The sequence below is a fragment of the Candidimonas sp. SYP-B2681 genome (assembly GCF_003971065.1).
GTDB lineage: Bacteria > Pseudomonadota > Gammaproteobacteria > Burkholderiales > Burkholderiaceae_B > Pollutimonas.
The window spans coordinates 78,004-95,154 of record NZ_RYDV01000002.1 but is presented as its reverse complement, the minus strand read 5'-3'; the positions used below and the strand labels follow the sequence as shown (position 1 = coordinate 95,154).

The 17,151-nt window shown below is 55.8% G+C and carries 13 protein-coding genes; 6 read left to right on the top strand and 7 right to left on the bottom strand.

Annotated features, from left to right (window positions below; all coding sequences use genetic code 11):
- Window positions 1-13: 13 nt before the first annotated feature.
- The 3 genes from EKL30_RS05050 to EKL30_RS05040 are packed head-to-tail and all read left to right on the top strand — an operon-like array spanning window position 14 to window position 3,070.
- Window positions 14-997, top strand: a complete 984-nt coding sequence (locus EKL30_RS05050; protein WP_126706121.1) for a tripartite tricarboxylate transporter substrate binding protein — start codon at window positions 14-16, stop codon at window positions 995-997.
- 22 nt (window positions 998-1,019) lie between these two features.
- Window positions 1,020-1,817: an enoyl-CoA hydratase/isomerase family protein gene (locus EKL30_RS05045; RefSeq protein ID WP_126706120.1), complete on the top strand. Its 798-nt coding sequence runs from the start codon at window positions 1,020-1,022 to the stop codon at window positions 1,815-1,817.
- Between the two features lie 11 nt (window positions 1,818-1,828).
- The gene (locus EKL30_RS05040) at window positions 1,829-3,070 is read left to right on the top strand and encodes a CaiB/BaiF CoA-transferase family protein (RefSeq protein ID WP_126706119.1); all 1,242 of its coding nucleotides are present in this window, start codon (window positions 1,829-1,831) and stop codon (window positions 3,068-3,070) included.
- Window positions 3,071-3,187: 117 nt separating this feature from the next.
- On the opposite strand, the gene EKL30_RS05035 is transcribed toward EKL30_RS05040, so the two are convergent.
- Window positions 3,188-4,384: a PLP-dependent aminotransferase family protein gene (locus tag EKL30_RS05035; RefSeq protein ID WP_126706118.1), complete on the bottom strand. Its 1,197-nt coding sequence runs from the start codon at window positions 4,382-4,384 to the stop codon at window positions 3,188-3,190.
- Between the two features lie 253 nt (window positions 4,385-4,637).
- Window positions 4,638-5,837 carry an amino acid aminotransferase gene (locus EKL30_RS05030; protein ID WP_126706117.1) on the bottom strand — a complete coding sequence of 400 codons (1,200 nt, stop codon included), beginning with the start codon at window positions 5,835-5,837 and terminating at the stop codon, window positions 4,638-4,640.
- A 248-nt stretch (window positions 5,838-6,085) separates the two neighbouring features.
- On the opposite strand from EKL30_RS05030, the gene EKL30_RS05025 reads away from it, so the two are divergent.
- A complete protein-coding gene (locus EKL30_RS05025) occupies window positions 6,086-6,703 on the top strand; it encodes a 2OG-Fe(II) oxygenase (RefSeq protein ID WP_126706116.1) in 618 nt (205 codons plus the stop codon).
- Here the strand turns inward: EKL30_RS05025 and EKL30_RS05020 are convergent.
- The 4 genes from EKL30_RS05020 to cphA (EKL30_RS05005) form a co-directional block, all read right to left on the bottom strand.
- Window positions 6,692-7,576 carry a dienelactone hydrolase family protein gene (locus tag EKL30_RS05020; protein WP_126706115.1) on the bottom strand — a complete coding sequence of 295 codons (885 nt, stop codon included), beginning with the start codon at window positions 7,574-7,576 and terminating at the stop codon, window positions 6,692-6,694. The two genes, EKL30_RS05025 and EKL30_RS05020, sit on opposite strands and share 12 nt — an antisense overlap.
- 59 nt (window positions 7,577-7,635) lie before the next feature.
- Complete coding sequence (locus EKL30_RS05015) at window positions 7,636-7,824, bottom strand: DUF3008 family protein (protein WP_126706114.1); 189 nt, start codon at window positions 7,822-7,824, stop codon at window positions 7,636-7,638.
- 105 nt (window positions 7,825-7,929) lie between these two features.
- Window positions 7,930-10,509: a cyanophycin synthetase gene (gene cphA, locus EKL30_RS05010; RefSeq protein ID WP_126706113.1), complete on the bottom strand. Its 2,580-nt coding sequence runs from the start codon at window positions 10,507-10,509 to the stop codon at window positions 7,930-7,932.
- Window positions 10,510-10,580: 71 nt separating this feature from the next.
- Window positions 10,581-12,788, bottom strand: coding sequence for a cyanophycin synthetase (gene cphA / locus EKL30_RS05005; protein ID WP_126706112.1), 2,208 nt, complete (start codon window positions 12,786-12,788; stop codon window positions 10,581-10,583).
- 237 nt (window positions 12,789-13,025) lie between these two features.
- On the opposite strand from cphA (EKL30_RS05005), the gene EKL30_RS05000 reads away from it, so the two are divergent.
- Both EKL30_RS05000 and EKL30_RS04995 read left to right on the top strand, forming a co-directional pair.
- A complete protein-coding gene (locus tag EKL30_RS05000; protein ID WP_126706111.1) occupies window positions 13,026-15,278 on the top strand; it encodes an ABC transporter ATP-binding protein in 2,253 nt (750 codons plus the stop codon).
- Between the two features lie 16 nt (window positions 15,279-15,294).
- Entirely contained in the window at window positions 15,295-15,762 is a 468-nt protein-coding gene (locus EKL30_RS04995; RefSeq protein WP_126706110.1) for a DUF1854 domain-containing protein, read from the top strand.
- Between the two features lie 106 nt (window positions 15,763-15,868).
- On the opposite strand, the gene EKL30_RS04990 is transcribed toward EKL30_RS04995, so the two are convergent.
- Window positions 15,869-17,014 (bottom strand): hypothetical protein, encoded by a 1,146-nt coding sequence (locus EKL30_RS04990; RefSeq protein WP_126706109.1) that lies wholly within the window; start codon window positions 17,012-17,014, stop codon window positions 15,869-15,871.
- Between the last annotated feature and the right edge of the window lie 137 nt (window positions 17,015-17,151).

Here is a 17,151-nt window from a genome sequence, read left to right as displayed (position 1 = left end):
AGGAGACAACGTAATGATAAAAAAGAAAGCTTGTATATTCCTAGGAGCACTTCTATTAGCCCCCTTGGGCATGCTGCACGCGTCGGAGTCCTTTCCGAGCAAGCCAATACGATTGGTGGTTGGATTCGTGCCCGGCGGAGGAACCGATGTGTCGGCCCGCATCATCGCGCAACATTTATCCGGAGTGATTGGCCAACAAATCGTGGTCGAGAATAAACCTGGAGCGTCGGGCCTTATCGCCGGCGAAATGGTTGCCAGGGCGGAACCCGATGGCTATACGCTTCTGCTGGCAAATATGCAGTCGACAGTTTCAGCGCCTCATTTATTGCCGGTTTCCTATGATCCTGTCAAAGGCTTCACCGCTGTACGTTACGTCGGGTCCGTTCCGAACATACTGGTCGTGAATCCACAAAAAAATGACGTTAAATCGGTCCAGGAACTCATTAAGCTGATACAGGCCAGCCCAGGCAAATACACCTACGCTTCTTCGGGCATGGGCAGCCCCCAGCATCTTAGCGCGGCTCGCTTTTCTCAAATTACCGGCACCACCATGGAGCACGTCCCCTACAAAGGAAGTGGCCAGGCCATGACCGATCTGCTTGGCGGACAAGTGGACATGAATTTTGACACACTGCCCGGTGCGATTAGCCAAGTAAAAGCCGGCAAGCTGCGGCCGCTGGCGGTTACCAGTGCGAAGCGGGCCGCATCTTTGCCTGATGTGCCAACGCTTGCCGAGGCGGGCGTCAAAGGTATGGACGTCGAACAATGGTACGCCGTCCTGGCACCGGCCAACATCCCCCCTGCAGTCTTGGCTAAGCTTGATCAGGCGTTGAAGGCATCGTTGAAAGACCATGACGTTGCGGCCAAACTTGCCGATCAAGGCATGGCCGTAGGCGGCGGACCCGACAGTCCGAAAGCATTCCAGACCTTCATACAGGATGAGTACGCCAAGTATGGCCGAATTACTGCCGACCTTGGCCTGAAAAAATCTCAATAGCATAACGAAACGGAACAGTGATATGAGCACTGCAATAACACAGAACCCGTATCTTCTCGTCGATCGGAAAGCGGCGATTGTCACCATTACGATCAACCGGCCCGAGAAACTCAATGCTTTTACCATCGACGTATGGCGCGATCTCGGAACACATTTCCTCGCCCTGTCCGATGACGAGTCGGTACGCTGCATTGTGGTGCGCGGTGCCGGAGAAAAGGCGTTTTCTCCTGGCAACGACATCTCCGAGTTCGAAACTTCGCGTTCTAATAAGGTCCAGGCGATAGAGTATGGGAAGGTAATGCGCCGCACGATAGAGGCAATGGCCAACTGTAGGCATCCCATCGTCGCCCAAATCCATGGAATCTGCGTGGGAGGGGGACTCGAAATTGCCAGCCTGGCTGATGTTCGAATTTGCGGCACCAGTTCCAAGTTCGGCATACCGATCAAAAACCTTGGTCTTGTGATGTCCTACTCCGAACTGGCCCCGCTTTTGCGATTAGTGGGTCCGGCTACTGCACTTGCAGTGCTTCTTGAGGGAACGATCTTCGATGCGCAACGAGCACTGGAACTCGGGGTTGTCACCCGCGTTGTCGCTGACGCACAGGTAGCCGAAGAAGCGACCAAAACAGCCGAGCGTATCGCGGGCGGCGCCCCGCTCGTGGCACGCTGGCACAAGAAGTTCATACGTCGATTAATGGCCGGGGGCGAGTTGACCGACGCCGAGCGGGACGAAGCCTTCGACTGCTTCGACACTGAAGACTTCCAAATAGGCTTTCGTGCGTTTCTGCAGAAAGAAACGCCAGCATTCAAGGGTCGTTGAAAAGGAAGATCATGCTAAACAATGAAACTTCACCTGGCCGAGGCGCCCTTGCCGGGATGCGCGTCATCGAACTTGCTCAAATCATGGCTGGCCCGACCTGCGGCATGATGCTGGCGGACCTTGGCGCGGACGTAATCAAGGTCGAAAAGCTTGATGGTGGCGACGATGCCCGGCAGTATCGGGATCCCCAGATCAAGGGGGTATCCGCCCCCTTCTTGATGCTGAATCGCAATAAGCGCGCAATCGCACTGGACCTGAAAAGTACCAAAGGCAAAGAGATACTGCTTCGCATGGTCCGCGATGCAGATGTCATCACGGAAAACTTTCGCAAGGGGACAATGGAAAAGCTTGGCCTGGGCTACGAAACGCTGCGCAAAGAAAATCCCGGACTGATTTACTGCACAGTGTCTGGGTATGGTCTCAGCGGTCCGTATGCTGATAAAGGCGGCTTTGATTTGATTGCACAAGGATTCTCGGGGCTAATGAGCATTACAGGCGAACCGGGAGGCCGACCTCTGCGTACAGGCAATTCGGTTGCCGACATCAATGCAGGCCTCTTGGCAGCATTTGGCATCCTCGCTGCCTATCAACACAAACAAAAAACCGGCGAAGGCCAGATTGTCGAGACCTCGCTGCTTGAAGCCAGCCTGCAGCAGCTTTACTGGCACGCGGCGATTTATTTTGGCACCGGGGAATCGCCGGGCGCAACAGGATCATCCCATGTGTTAGCCGCGCCCTACCAGGCATTTCCCACCGCAACAGACTGGATCATTATCGGCGGGGCAAACGAAAGAAACTGGACGCGTATCGCTGAGGTTTTGGGCCATCCCGAATGGTGCGACGATCCGCGTTTCATTCTTAACGCAGAACGCATGCGCAATCGTGATGCCCTGGTAGAAATAATGAGCGAAATCCTCACGACTAAATCGGCAGATGACTGGTTGGCCGCCTTCGACAAAGCGGGTGTGCCCGCTGGCCCTGTTCATTCTATAGGCCAGGCACTTTCACATCCTCAGACGCTGGCGCGCGGCATGATCGTCGAACAAGTACATCCGCAGGCTGGCAATGTCCGCACCATCGGGATGCCGGTGAAACTATCGATGACGCCGGCGCAGTATCGCCGCGCTGCCCCGCGCTTGGGCGAAGACACTATGGCGATTTTGTCTGAGTTCGGCTACGACGCAGCAGAAATCGACGCATTTATTGACACTGGAGTAGTACGGGATATCAACCGAGAAACAACTCAGGCTTAAATTCCATCATCGAATCACCACCACGACGAATAAAGGGCTGCGGATGCCGCAGCCCTTTATGAAATTCGCGAGTGAACCTGCGGCTGCGGCGTCGCCACGATCCACCCGCCACCGCTATCAGCTTTCCTTGATCAGCTTGCCCAGTATGGCGATGCCTTCACGGATCTTTGCTTCGGACACTGTCACGAAGCTGAGACGCAAGGTATTAAGCTGTGGCTCGGAACCGGCATAGAAGGGAGCGCCCGGCACAAATGCCACGTTGTTTTCAATCGCACGCGCCAATAGCTGGCTTGCATCGATATGAGTCGGCAGCGTCACCCAGATGAACATTCCGCCTTCAGGGCGCGTCCAGGTGGCAGTAGCGGGAAAGTGTTCGTCCATGGCTTCAAGCATGAAACCACACTGTTCCTTGTATAAATCGCGCACCATAGGCAAGTGCGTTGTAAGGAAGCCGTCTTTGACGGTTTCATACACGGCCATCTGGGTCAACGTGGACGTATGCAAGTCGGTAGCCTGCTTGATTTGGACCAGCTTCGCAATAATCGGTTTTGGCGCCACGATATAGCCCAGACGCAAGCCAGGAGCCAGCACTTTAGAGAATGTGCCCAGGCGGATCACCGTTGCCCCCGCTTCGCGGCCAAGCCCAAGCAAGCCAGGTTGGGCCTCTCCGGCGTAGCGCAGATCGCCGTAGGGATCGTCTTCAATAATAGGCAGCTGCGCGGCCGCACAGCGCTCGACCAGCGCTTTGCGCCGTTCCAGGCTTAGCGTCAACCCGGTGGGATTCTGAAAATTGGGCAGCACATAAATGAAACGTGCGCCTGCCGTGCGATCTTCGGTGAGACTTTCGGGGATCAAGCCACCGTCGTCGGTAGGCACCGCGACGTATTCAGGTTCGAACAAGGAAAACGATTGCAATGCCCCCAGATAGCTAGGCGCCTCGACTAAAACTTTGCTGCCTGGATCAATAAACAGTTTGCCCAACATATCAAGCGCCTGCTGCGATCCCGACACGATAAGCACTTCGTCGGGGGATACGTTTGCGCCGACTCGCTTCAGGTCTTCTGCAACCCAGCCGCGCAATGGTGCATAGCCTTCGGTCGGACCATACTGCAATGCCGATTTGCCGCTGTCTTGCAGAACGCGGTCAAAGGCTGCCTTCATGATGTCTATCGGGAAGCCTTTAGGAGCAGGCAAGCCGCCTGCGAACGAAATGATCTCTGGCCGCTCGGTAACTTTCAGAATCTCTCGGATCGTTGAACTGGTAAGTTGTTGTGCGCGCTGTGAAAAAGTGTACGGAAGGCTATACGAGTCCATAATCCTGAAGATTCCCGGTAAAGAACAAAATGGTAACCCTTAAGATTACCGCAAGTTTGGCAAGAATTCAGCGAATTGCATAATCGAGGCGTAGCCGGCGGCCTTTTTACGACATTTTATCGTGCTTGTCGCGACGCACAATACGCAACAACCACCAAAACAACGATAGCGAACACACTACACCCGCCCCGAACATTCCCAATACTATCCATTCGCCTGTGGTCAACATCTTTAACCTTGTAAAAAAGAAGATTTAGCCAAGACCGAGAACGTCCGCCATGGCATCGGTAAAGTATTCGAGGTTGCGGGTATTCAGACCTGGAACGCTGATACGCCCTGAATCGATAATGTAGACGCCATGATGTTCACGCAACGCCATCAACTGCGCACGGGACAGCCCCGTATACGTAAACATGCCGCGCTGCTTTACAAAATAGCTTGAGTCGTAGCCAGGAACTTTGGCCGTTAACTGCTGGTGGGCCTGCTTGCGCACAAAGGCAATACGTTGACGCATATCGGCAACTTCCTGCTCCCATACGGCGCATAACTGCGTATCGTTGAGCACGTCAGAAGTAATCTGCCCACCGTGCATGGGTGGACTGGAGTAAATCCGGCGCACAACGGCCTTGAGCTGGCCCAGCACGCCATCAGCTTCGTCGGCCGACGAACAAACCACGGATAAACCGCCGCAACGTTCACCATAGAAAGACAGATTCTTGGAAAAGGAGTTTGCCACGAGAAACGTCAAGCCGGCATCGGCCATCGCACGGACAGCAAAAGCGTCTTCGTCCAGGCCAGCGCCGAATCCCTGATACGCCATATCCAGGAATGGGATGAGCTGCCGTTCGGCCAGTATGGGCAGTAATTGGAGCCATTGATCTTGCGACAGATCGACGCCAGTCGGGTTGTGGCAGCAAGGGTGTAGCAAAACAAAGCTATTGGGCGGCAATGCGCTGATCTCAGCAAGCATTTGATCAAACTTAAGGGATTTGGTCTCGGGGTCGTAATAGCTATAGCTATGCGACTTGACGCCGGCACCCTGAAAAATGGAGTGGTGGTTGTCCCAGGCCGGATCACTGATCCAGACGTCACTATCGGGATAGGCGAGGTGAAGAAAATCCGCCCCCACCTTCAATGCCCCCGTTCCACCCACACTTTGGATAGTGGCTACTTTCTTGTCTTGCAAGACTTTGTGCGACGCACCGAAAACCAGTTTTTGAACGGCATCACGATACGAAGCCAACCCTTCCATGGGTAGATAAGGACGCGACTGAGGATCCTGAGCCCGGCGTTGTTCTGCCGTCTTGACGGAGGCGAGCACTGGAATATGGCCTTCGTTGTCGTAATACAAGCCCACCGTCAGATTGACCTTTTGCGGGTGCATGTCGCGATGAAATGCCTCGTTAAGCCCAAAAATAGGATCACCAGCGTACTTTTCCAGATGCTCAAACATGAACGCGCCTCGGTTATTACGAAAAAAGGATGAAATCGACGGCTACGAGAGCCTCTCCGATATCCATCCATTATAGAGACTCGTAGCCCGGATTCGTGCACCAAAATAAGCGTCGTACGCGGCGCAAGTAAGGCTAGGGTGGCAAGCGTTACACCGATATAATTCGTATGCCGGCTTTTTGGCCGCGCAACACTATTGCCACCGGACACCATATAAAACGATGCACACCTTTATACAAGTCGCATCATATGGCGCGTGAACCGCTTTTCGACACCTTGGCCCGCCAGCACTGGGTGGTGGCCGATGACCTGATCGATCCAACATTGCACGAAGGCCTGTACCAAGACTGTTTGCAAAACTGGGATACAGGAAACTTTCACGAAGCACGTGTTGGGCATCAGCACAGCTCATCGCGTGAATCGGAAATTCGAGGCGATTCTATTTGCTGGCTCACACCGGGCCAGGAAGGATCGGCATCGAACGAATTCCTGCTCTGGACCGACGCGCTGCGCCAAGACCTGAACCGAATTTTTTTTGCCGGACTGAACAGCGCAGAATTCCATTTTGCCCGGTATCCCGAAGGCCGGGGCTACAAAAAACATCTCGACCAGCACCGTGCGCAGCCGCACCGGCGCATATCGCTGGTGCTGTATTTGAATCGTGAGTGGGTCGACACCGATGGCGGCCAACTGTGCATCTATTCACCTGAAGACGTTGGCCGTGAGCTCAGCCGAATCCTGCCGCGCCCCGGCCGGCTCGTCCTCTTTCGTAGCGACCTGATCCACCACGAAGTCTTGCCCTGTGCAAAAACACGGTGGAGTCTCACGGGCTGGTTCCGCAGCGACCGCGACTATCTACGACTTTAAGTAGGTATCGAACCATTTCACCGCCCGCGCCCATCCGTCTTTTGCCGCATCCGCGTTATAACTGGGTCGGTAGTCGGCGTGAAAAGCATGTCCGGCTTCCGGGTACACCACAAAGGTCGAAGCCTTGGCGTCATCATCGCCTTTAGCCAGGGCTTGCTTCATCGCGTCGATGGAATCCTGGGTGATGCCGGCATCTTTCCCGCCATATAGCCCAAGCACCGGCCCGTTCAGTTTCGCGGCGATTTCGATAGGTTGTGTCGGATGCAATGGGTCGGCATCGCCTACCAGCTGGCCATACCAGACGACGGCGGCTTTGACCTTAGGATTATGGGCATCGTACAGCCAGACTAGCCGGCCGCCCCAACAAAAACCGGTAATTCCGAGTCGTTCGGTATTGCCGCCATTTTTCGCAGCCCAAGCAACCGTGGCATCGAGGTCGCCCAGCACCTGCGCATCGGGTACCTTGTTGACCACCTCGCTAAGCAAGCGGGAAATTTCGGTGTATCGCGACGGGTCGCCTTGCCGTGAATAAAGTTCGGGGGCGATCGCCATATATCCCGCTTTGGCAAGCCGCCGGCAAACGTCCTTTATATATTCGTGAACCCCAAAAGCTTCATGAACAACGAGAATAACGGGAACAACGGCTTTGCCTTCGGGCGCTGCCCGATACGCCGGAACGCTGCCGTCAGCCACAGGAATCTTCACTTCGCCGGCCACCAGTCCTTTTGTGTCGGTCTGGATAGCGGTCTGCGCAGCCACCGGGCCAGCGACCAAAGCGAAGCCGCTAGCCAGAGACGTGACGATAAAGCCCCGTCGGGTCAATGCCAGCGGCGGCAACAAGCTATCGAAATCGGTATCGGGCAAACGGCTCATGGGGATCCCCTGAAAAAAAACCGGCACATCTTGAAGGGATGTGCCGCTAGATATGCTGGCTATGAATCAGATTTATGCTCTGGCTTGCCTTTACGTTTGGTGGAAGCCAGTTCGTCGAGTTCTTTTTCGCTCATAGACTTATACATGGACTTCGAGGCGCCTTTAAGCTGGCCGACTTTAGTGTCGCCGCGCTTGGCCGACAGCGCCGCTCCTGCCGCCTTTTGCTGGGCCTGAGATTTTGCTGGCATGATAGACCTCCGGGCACTGGAACTATGTAGGGTCGTCTACCACTTTATTATTCCCGCGGATGGCGGGTATTTCAACCCGCCAAATGGGAAATATGTAAAGAAAAATCAAGCCGCTACACTTTCGGCAATGCGTTGCGCAATATGCCCTAGCGCCTCTTCCACCTGATCCACAAGAATCAGGCACAAATCGCCTTCCTTCAGTTGCCCGAGCGCCGTATCGATCGCCAGGAATTCGCCGCGGATCTCCTGAATACGCGTCGTTCGTTGCGCATTGATCAGTCCTTCGCGCAAAAGCGTAACGACCTCGCCATCGACCCGGCCACGTTGACACATGTCCTGGTAAAGAATCACATCATCAAACGCATCGCCCAGGATTTCTGTCTGGCGCCGAATGTCCACGTCGCGCCGGTCGCCAGCCCCGCTGATGACGACAGAACGCCGCTGGGCAGGCATGGTATCGATGGCCAACACCAGTGCCTGAATCGCATCCGGATTGTGACCGTAATCGGCGACCACCGTCGCACCCCGATAAGAAAATACATTGAAGCGTCCGGGGGCGGTCGCGGCATCACTGACGAATGACGACAGCCCTCTTTGTATGCTTCCCCAGTCAAGGCGAAGGCCCCACACAGCGCCCAGCGCTGCCATGACGTTCTCGATCTGGAAGCCGATGGTGCCATTTCGGGTAAGAGGGATGGCGTCAAGGTCAAATCGCCATTCAAAATCCCCCTCTGCCAATACAATAGAGCCGTCTTCGACATACACCACACGGCGACCCTGTGCACGGTGGGTCGACAATATCGGATGATTGCGGTCGTTGGCGAAAAACGTCACCGCGCCGGGGCAATTGTCCGCCATGGCGGCGACAATCGGATCCGCTGCATTCAGGACAGCGACGCCAGCAGCGTCGACATTCTGTACGATGACGCGCTTGACGATCGCCAGGTCTTCAACGGTGCTGATGTAGCTTAGGCCCAGATGGTCGCCCATGCCCACATTGGTTACGACAGCCACAGCGCAGCGGTCAAAACCAAGGCCTTCACGCAGAATTCCCCCACGAGCGGTTTCAAATACCGCCGCATCGACGTCGGGGTGTAAAAGCACGTTGCGCGCACTGCGCGGACCGCTGCAATCGCCGGTATCGATTCGTTGTGAACCGATATAAACGCCGTCCGAATTAGTCATCCCTACGCGCCGGCCACTGCTGGCAAGCAAATGCGCAATCAGGCGGACGGTCGTTGTCTTGCCATTCGTACCGGCGACCGAGACTAGGGGAATCCGGCCGTTTTCGTTTTCGGCAAACATCTCGTTAATGATCGCTTCGCCAACCGCGCGAGCCTTGCCGAAGGATGGACTCAAGTGCATGCGCAGCCCGGGCGCTGCATTGACTTCCACAATGCAGCCGGCCTGCGTGTCGAGCGGCTCGTATACGTTATCGCTTACCAGGTCTATGCCGCAGATATCCAGGCCAACCATTTGCGCCGCGGCCACCGCGCCGGCGGCCAATTCGGGATGGACGTGATCGGTTACATCAGTTGCTGTACCGCCGGTGCTCAGGTTCGCGTTATTTCGCAAGGTAACCAGCACGCCCTTGTCGGGCACTGAATCAGCGGCATATCCCTGGATAGCCATTGTGGACAATGCAATATCGTCCAGACGGATCTTGGTTAACGACGTACCGTGGCCCTCTCCTCGAAGAGGGTCTTGATTGATGATCTCTACAAGCTGGGCAATGCTGTGCTCGCCATCGCCAATAACTTGCGGTGGGTCGCGACGCGCCGCCGCGACCAGCTTGTCGCCTACGACGAGCAAACGGAAGTCGTGGCCAGGAAAATATCGTTCCACGATAACGTCCGGACCATTCGCCTTTGCTCCCGCGTAAGCGGCCAACACCTGCTCACGACCCTGCACATTGACTGCGACCCCCTTGCCCTGGTTACCATCGCGCGGCTTGACCACTACAGGGCCGCCTATCTCGCAGGCAACCGTCCAAGCATCCTCGGCATCGCTGACACAACGCCCATCGGGTACCGGCACGCCAGCCGCCGCTAGAAGGGTCTTGGTAAGCTCTTTGTCTTGGGCAATCGCCTCGGCAATTGCACCGCTGCGATCGGTCTCTGCGGCCTGAATGCGCCGCTGTTTGCTGCCCCAGCCGAATTGCACCAAGCTGCCGCGAGTCAGTCGCCGGTACGGAATATCGCGCTTGACCGCCGCCTGTACGATGGAACCGGTGCTGGGTCCCAGACGCTCGTCATCGTTGAGTTCTCGCAGCCGAGCCAGCGCGCTCTGCAAATCAAAGGGTCGATCGTGCATGGCAGCCAGGCACAGCTCGTAAGCCAGGTCGAATGCCAACCGCCCCACAGCTTCTTCGCTGTATTCGATAACCACCTGGTATACGCCGGGATCTATCGTCAATGAAGTCCGGCTGAAGGTCAACACGCACCCGACCTTCGTCTGTAGACACAGCGCTGCAGAAGCCAGGGCATGAGCCATGGAGTTCGGCTGCTCCTGGCCAGGCGGTTTCAGCAGATCAATGTCCGAAAAGCGGGCGCGCATCCGGGTCTCAAATGCCTCCATATCGCCGATAGCCCGCTCGGCCTCGTCGCAAGCCACAATGGCTTCTATGACCGTTTGACGGCACCAGAGATTGGGGCCGCGCAAGGCCCTTACGCGTGAAACTTCCATCAGCCGAACTTCCTTATTGCCACAAATGCCGCGAGGGCCATGTTGATGTTATTGACAGCCGCCCGAAGGCTTCAGATCAACGCTTCCACTGGAGAAGCCGCGATTTCCGATACTGAGTCCACCAGATTCACATCAAAGGTTTCGATGCCTGCGCGAATCAAATCGGGATTTATGTCCAAAGCCCATGCAGCAGCGACAGCAGCCAGTACGTTGCCGATCTGGAAGGTGATCTGACCGCCCTCGGTCATGGGAATCGAGGCTATGTCAGTTAAGACCACTTCATCGCTACCCAAAGCGAGCACGATGCGTTCATGGCGCAAAAAGACGGCACGGCGACCTTCCTTGAGGTGCTCTGAAATAACCGTGGACTTTGCATTCATGCCAAAGAAGATCACTTCTCCGTCGCACAACGACGCCATTGCCGCCACCGTCAAGTCGTCGGCGTTCAACACCGCGACACCATCAGGCAACACAACATCAACCTGGGTTCGCAAGACTTTGGCGACTTGCTCAATATCATGCACATACAGCTCAGGGAAGGAGTCAGCCGGGTCTAGATTGGTGACGATGCCTACCTTGCAACGCTCGTATGCCAGGCCTTCGCACAAAATACTGCGCGCCCCATTCTCGATGACGGCTGCATGCACGGCGCGATTAAGCAGCACGCGGCGGCCTGCAGCCCAGTTGGCCGCGTCGGTTTTTTGAACGTGTCGGCGAGCCAAGAAAAGACCCGAGCTGCAGGCCAGCCCTGTGTATTGACCATTTAGCTGCAGTAAGCGTGCGACCAGACAGGCCACCGTCGTTTTGCCTTTGCTGCCACTTATCCCGACGATGGGGATGTAACCTGAATCACCCTCGGGGAAGAGATGTTCAATAATGGCTTTGCCTACCGGACGAGGCTCGCCAGCGGCAGGTTTCAGGTGCATCAACAGTCCGGGGCCTGCATTGACTTCAACAATTGCCCCTTGCTGGCTTTCCAGCGGCTGCGAAATGTCTTGTGCGACCAGATCGACACCGGCGATGTCCAGGCCCACCACCCGAGCCGCCAGCGCAACCGTTGCCGCGACAGACGGATGCACCAGATCGGTCACATCTATGGAAACGTTGCCGTTGCGTTGAATAAGGACCTGGGTTCCCACGGGTGGCACTGAGTCGCGTACGAGGTTCTGGCGCTTCAGTTCCAGCAGAGCAGCTGAATCGAGCCGGATGAAATTAAGCGGATGGTCTTCATCGCGGCCACGCCGTGGATCGGAATTCAGCTGACTTTCTATCAGCTCTTCGACGGTGCTGACGCCATCGCCTGTCACCGTCGCGGCATCGCCGCGCGCGGCCGCGACCATTCGGTCGCCTACCACTAACAGGCGATGCTCGTCGCCCCGAATGAAGCGCTCGACGACAACGCCGCTGCCTTCATCGACGGCAACGGCATAGGCGGTCTCGATTTCAGCCTGCGTGGTCAGGTTGGTAAAGACGCCACGGCCATGATTGCCGTCGCAAGGCTTGACCACGACGGGTAGCCCGATCGACTCAGCCGCCTCCCAGGCTTCTTCCGGGGTATCGACCAAACGGCCTTCAGGCACAGGCACACCACAAGCTTCCAGCAGGCTTTTGGTAAGGTCCTTATCGCTTGAAATGCTCTCGGCGATTGCGCTTGTTCGATCGGTCTCGGCGGTCCAGATGCGTCGCTGCTGTGCCCCATAGCCCAATTGCACCAAATTGGCATCGCTCAACCTGATGCAGGGAATATCGCGGTCATCGGCGGCATCGACTATGCATGCGGTGCTGGGCCCCAAACGCAAATCGTCCGCAAGCTCGCGTAACGTTTCAATCGCGGCCTGAACATCGTAGGGACGGTCTTGTATCGCTGCCATGACAAGATCGCGAGCGGCATAAAGCGCCGCTTTGGTCACCGCCTCGTGCCAGGCGCGCACAATGACTTTATATACCCCCCGCACTGAGGTCTCGCGCGCACGCCCCAGGCCACCGGGCATGCCAGCCAGATTTTGCAACTCTAGTGTGACGTGTTCGAGAATATGTGCCGGCCAGGTTCCCTGGCGCAAGCGCTGCAGGAAGCCCCCGCGCTCGCCGACGCTGCACCGATGCTCGACCAGCGTCGGCAGCCACGCGTTCAGGCGCTCGTAAAAACCCGGGATGATGTTAGAGGGAAAATCTTCCAGTTCGCCAATATCGACCCACGCCTCTATGATGGGGCGATAGGCCCATATATTTGGCCCCCGCAAATACATCATATTGAGAAATTCTATGTTTTTCTTTTGCATCTGAAATGAAGCCGATGTTGCTAGGAAGATAAATATGAAGGGACTGACGCATATTTAACGGCAATTATTGGGCTTAGTGTTTGCCAAGCTTACCTAAAGAGAAGAAAATCACAGTGCCAGACGCAAAAAAACCACACAAAAACGCCTTTCCCCTTACACAGCACGGCCCTTCAACGTGACAATAGCGCCCCATACTCTTATAAGCACCTTCTCTTGGCGACACGTCACGCAGATCCAATGAATATAGAAACATCCGATACTGGCTACGTCACTGACGACTTGCCGGATTCTTGGCGCGCGTCCTTGAACGAAGCCCTTGCCGACCGGGAAACTGTCATTTCCTGGCTCATGATTGATCTGAATTCCCATTTACGCTTCGCCCCCGGCTTGCTGGTGGTAACGGATCAGCGGCTGTTAAGCAAAGAAACCGATGACGGCGAATGGCAAGTCTGGGCATTCCGTCCCGGACTCGTCATGACTCACCATGACCATGCTGGCGTCGGTACGCTGGAATTGCGCGATAGCAAGGCGCGCCTGGGGGTCTGGCGCTATACCTTGGGGCACAATACCGCGGCCCTGCGGTTCATTGCGCGCTTTGATCGACAGCGCGACCTTAAGCTGGGCTTGGCGGCAGCCCCTGCACGCGAAGTCGAAACGCATCCCGACAGTGTGTCGGCCATTCATTCGCCGCCCCCAACGTGGGCGTTGTTGCGACTTTGGCGATTTGCCAAGCCCTATCGCTTGCTATTGCTGACTGGCTTTCTGCTGACATTGGCCTCGACCGCGGCGGCCTTGGTCGCACCCTATCTAACCATGCCATTGATGGATAAGGTGTTGATTCCCTTTCAGAACGGCGAGCCCATCGACTGGGGTCTGGTGCGAATTTATCTAGGCGCTCTGTTCGTGTCGTCGCTGCTTGCGTGGGTGTTGGGCTGGGCCCGGACTTACATTCTTGCCTGGGTCAGTGAGCGTATTGGCGCGGACCTGCGCACCACCACTTACGAACATCTACAGAAGCTATCTTTACAGTATTACGGCGGCAAACGCACTGGGGATCTGATCGCCCGCATTGGTTCGGAATCTGATCGTATCTGCGTCTTCCTGTCATTGCATCTGCTTGATTTCGCCACAGATGTACTGATGATCGTGATGACCGCCGCGATCCTCATTTCCATCAACCCGTGGTTGGCTGTCGTTACCCTGATTCCCCTGCCATTCATCGCCTGGTTGATTCATCTGGTGCGGGATCGGCTGCGCCGGGGCTTCGAAAAAGTCGACCGGATCTGGTCCGAAATCACGAACGTACTGGCCGACACCATACCGGGCATACGCGTGGTTAAGGCCTTTGCCCAGGAAAACCGCGAAGTCGCCCGTTTTCGCGAGGCGAACAACCGGAATTTGGGCGTCAATGATCGCGTCAACCGGATCTGGTCACTATTCTCACCGACTGTCACTCTGTTGACTGAGATCGGCCTGCTTGTCGTGTGGGCCTTTGGGATTTGGCTGGTAGCCGATAGCGAGATCACAGTCGGGGTGCTGACCGCCTTTCTCACCTACATCAGCCGCTTCTACATCCGGCTCGACTCCATGAGCCGGATCGTTTCTTTCACGCAAAAGGCAGCGGCCGGCGCCAAACGTATTTTCGACATCCTGGATCACGTCTCCAGCGTACCGGAAGCTACGAAACCGGTGCATATCGAACACGTAAAGGGGCGCATCGAATTGCGCAACGTCGGCTTTCGGTATGGCAACCGCACGGTGATGCGGGGGATTGACCTGGATATCGCGCCAGGGGAAATGATAGGCCTGGTCGGCCATAGCGGTTCGGGCAAGAGCACCCTGGTAAACCTGATATGCCGTTTCTATGATGTATCGCAAGGGTCGATACGTCTGGATGGGGTCGACATCCGATCGCTGCCAATCTCCGAATACCGCCGCAATATTGGGCTGGTTCTGCAGGAGCCTTTCCTGTTTTTTGGCACCATTGCCGAGAACATTGCCTACGGAATGCCACAAGCGAGCCACCAAGAAATTGTTGCGGCCGCGCGCGCCGCCAACGCCCATGAATTCATCCTGCGCCTGCCCCATGGCTACGACTCGCTCGTTGGCGAGCGCGGCCAGGCCTTGTCGGGAGGCGAGCGCCAGCGCATCTCTATCGCCAGGGCCCTGCTTATCGACCCCCCTATCCTGATCCTCGACGAGGCCACTTCATCAGTGGATACGGCAACGGAAAAAGAGATTCAGAAGGCCCTGGACAATTTGGTGCGCGGCCGTACGACAATCTCCATTGCTCACCGGCTCAGCACGCTACACCAGGCCGACCGCTTGGTGGTATTGGATCGCGGCGAAATTGTCGAGGTGGGCAAACACGACGACCTCATCGCGCGCAATGGCCCCTACTTCAAACTTTATCAGGCGCAGCTGGCCCAGGAAGTGGTGGATTCCAGCGATGAAGATTGGGATGAAGATACCGATAAAGGTATCGCATGATCAGAGCGATAAATAAATGAGCACTAAAGATTTCCGGCTTCGCCGCGATCCGTTCGGCCGCCTAGTGCTGGAATTGGATGACGATGTCTATGAAACCGTCGCACCGGTACGCAGCTTTCCGATTTCCGCGCCTGACGAGGGCATTGCACTGGTGGGTGCGGGCGGCACCGAGCTGTTGTGGATAGACCGTTTACAAGATATACCGGAAGACATTCGTTGCCTGTTGGAAGAAGAACTGGCCAGCCGAGAATTCATACCGGAAATACGCACCATTCGCCACGTCTCCAGCTTTGCCACTCCCAGCCGGTGGGACGTGGAAACCAACCGGGGCGACGCCGTGTTGCTGCTGAAGGCTGAGGAAGACATTCGGCGGCTATCGGCCGTGACGTTATTGATCGCAGACGCGCACGGGGTTCAGTTCTTGATCCGCGATATGCTGCGGCTTGATAAGCCAAGCCGACGCCTGCTCGATCACTTTCTATAATCCCATTCTTAGATCAAGCGTGCATGTTGTCGACTTTGCTTGCCTTACGCCAGTAATGTCGGCGCTTCGCCTTCGCGTTCACGTTTGATCTAGAAACGGAATAACATCATCCCGGAAGCGACAATTGACCAGTAGCGGCGCGCAGTCGCCGCGCGCATTCGCGTGTGGCGTCAATACAGCCACCATCAAGATAGATGCCCCCTGGATCGCGCAGCCGCAACATTTGGTCGACGATGCATGCGACTTCAAGCGGGTCCTGCAAAGACTTCGCCACCCACTCGTCAACGACATCGTCATCTATCTGCAGCTTTCCATCAGCGTTGTGATACGTGGCATTACGCCAATGAAAAAGCTCGACACATTTCGTATGCAGCGTGAAAGGCTGATCCCGTTTCCAGAAATTCGTGAACAGTCCGTCGCCCAGATAAAACACCCATGAACCTTCGTAGCCCTCGACGTTTGAGGAATACTCATCAGGATTGCGAAACCATAGTCTGTCGCCCGGCACGTAATACTTGGGCGGCAAAGGTTCATCCATCGAGCCATATTCATGGAGAAATACCTCATGGAACTGACCCGACATAATCGCTCGCGTTTCCCATTGCTGCTGCAGCTGCATCAAAAGATCCGGGTTGCAGGAGGCGAGCTCTTGCGCGATGCTCAGCAAGATAACGTATTCCGTCGCCCGGTAGCAGGAAAAGGAATATAGCTTGCCTGAACGGTCGGGCTGGGTGGTTTTTTGCAGCGCCTCTATTAACGACTTGCCGGGCCTTAGCGTGAAGCCACGTGCCACATCGTAAGTCCAGAAATCCTCGGGGCGTTCGGCGTGTTCGGTGTCGAAAGCGAGTGCCGTACGGCGCGCGTTCTGGACAATATTTCTTCGAACACTTAGTGCTGACAATAGCTCGTCGAAGCTGGGGAATTCAAAATGGATAGGGCTTGCCAGCATGGCCAGCACTATTTCACGATCGAGATCCGCAACGGATTCGTGGGTATCCAACTGCAACGTTTGGCACAACAGCGTCGTGTCAAAATCGGGGGTCAGATCATGCTCGTGGGCTTGCCTTAATTTGATGTCGAAGACCGGCCCGGTATCGTCCCGCCAATGGGTGCTTTCTATATACCGATGAAGATCGAGATCTTGCAGATAGCACATGAAGCGCTGCTGAGCAGTCTGAAATTCAGGCTCGCTTTGCGCGGATATCCGGATTCCGCAAAATAACAGCTTGGCAGGTTGGCTTACCACGGTCATCAATGAATTCCTCTCGATAGAGGTACAAAAATCGTCAGCAGGGAAGCGGCCAATATTACTCTGAAAGTTAGCGCTTTCGCGCTGACGTCTGTGTTTAACAAACAACAACCAAGAGCTTGACACGGGCCATGGTGCTA

Excerpts from the sequence above, each read along its gene's own strand:
- EKL30_RS05050 (WP_126706121.1), top strand. The coding sequence starts at position 14 with ATGATAAAAAAGAAAGCTTGTATATTCCTAGGAGCACTTCTATTAGCC.
- EKL30_RS05045 (WP_126706120.1), top strand. The coding sequence starts at position 1,020 with ATGAGCACTGCAATAACACAGAACCCGTATCTTCTCGTCGATCGGAAA.
- EKL30_RS05040 (WP_126706119.1), top strand. The coding sequence starts at position 1,829 with ATGCTAAACAATGAAACTTCACCTGGCCGAGGCGCCCTTGCCGGGATG.
- EKL30_RS05035 (WP_126706118.1), bottom strand. The coding sequence starts at position 4,384 with ATGGACTCGTATAGCCTTCCGTACACTTTTTCACAGCGCGCACAACAA.
- EKL30_RS05030 (WP_126706117.1), bottom strand. The coding sequence starts at position 5,837 with ATGTTTGAGCATCTGGAAAAGTACGCTGGTGATCCTATTTTTGGGCTT.
- EKL30_RS05025 (WP_126706116.1), top strand. The coding sequence starts at position 6,086 with ATGGCGCGTGAACCGCTTTTCGACACCTTGGCCCGCCAGCACTGGGTG.
- EKL30_RS05020 (WP_126706115.1), bottom strand. The coding sequence starts at position 7,576 with ATGAGCCGTTTGCCCGATACCGATTTCGATAGCTTGTTGCCGCCGCTG.
- EKL30_RS05015 (WP_126706114.1), bottom strand. The coding sequence starts at position 7,824 with ATGCCAGCAAAATCTCAGGCCCAGCAAAAGGCGGCAGGAGCGGCGCTG.
- cphA (WP_126706113.1), bottom strand. The coding sequence starts at position 10,509 with ATGGAAGTTTCACGCGTAAGGGCCTTGCGCGGCCCCAATCTCTGGTGC.
- cphA (WP_126706112.1), bottom strand. The coding sequence starts at position 12,788 with ATGCAAAAGAAAAACATAGAATTTCTCAATATGATGTATTTGCGGGGG.
- EKL30_RS05000 (WP_126706111.1), top strand. The coding sequence starts at position 13,026 with ATGAATATAGAAACATCCGATACTGGCTACGTCACTGACGACTTGCCG.
- EKL30_RS04995 (WP_126706110.1), top strand. The coding sequence starts at position 15,295 with ATGAGCACTAAAGATTTCCGGCTTCGCCGCGATCCGTTCGGCCGCCTA.
- EKL30_RS04990 (WP_126706109.1), bottom strand. The coding sequence starts at position 17,014 with ATGACCGTGGTAAGCCAACCTGCCAAGCTGTTATTTTGCGGAATCCGG.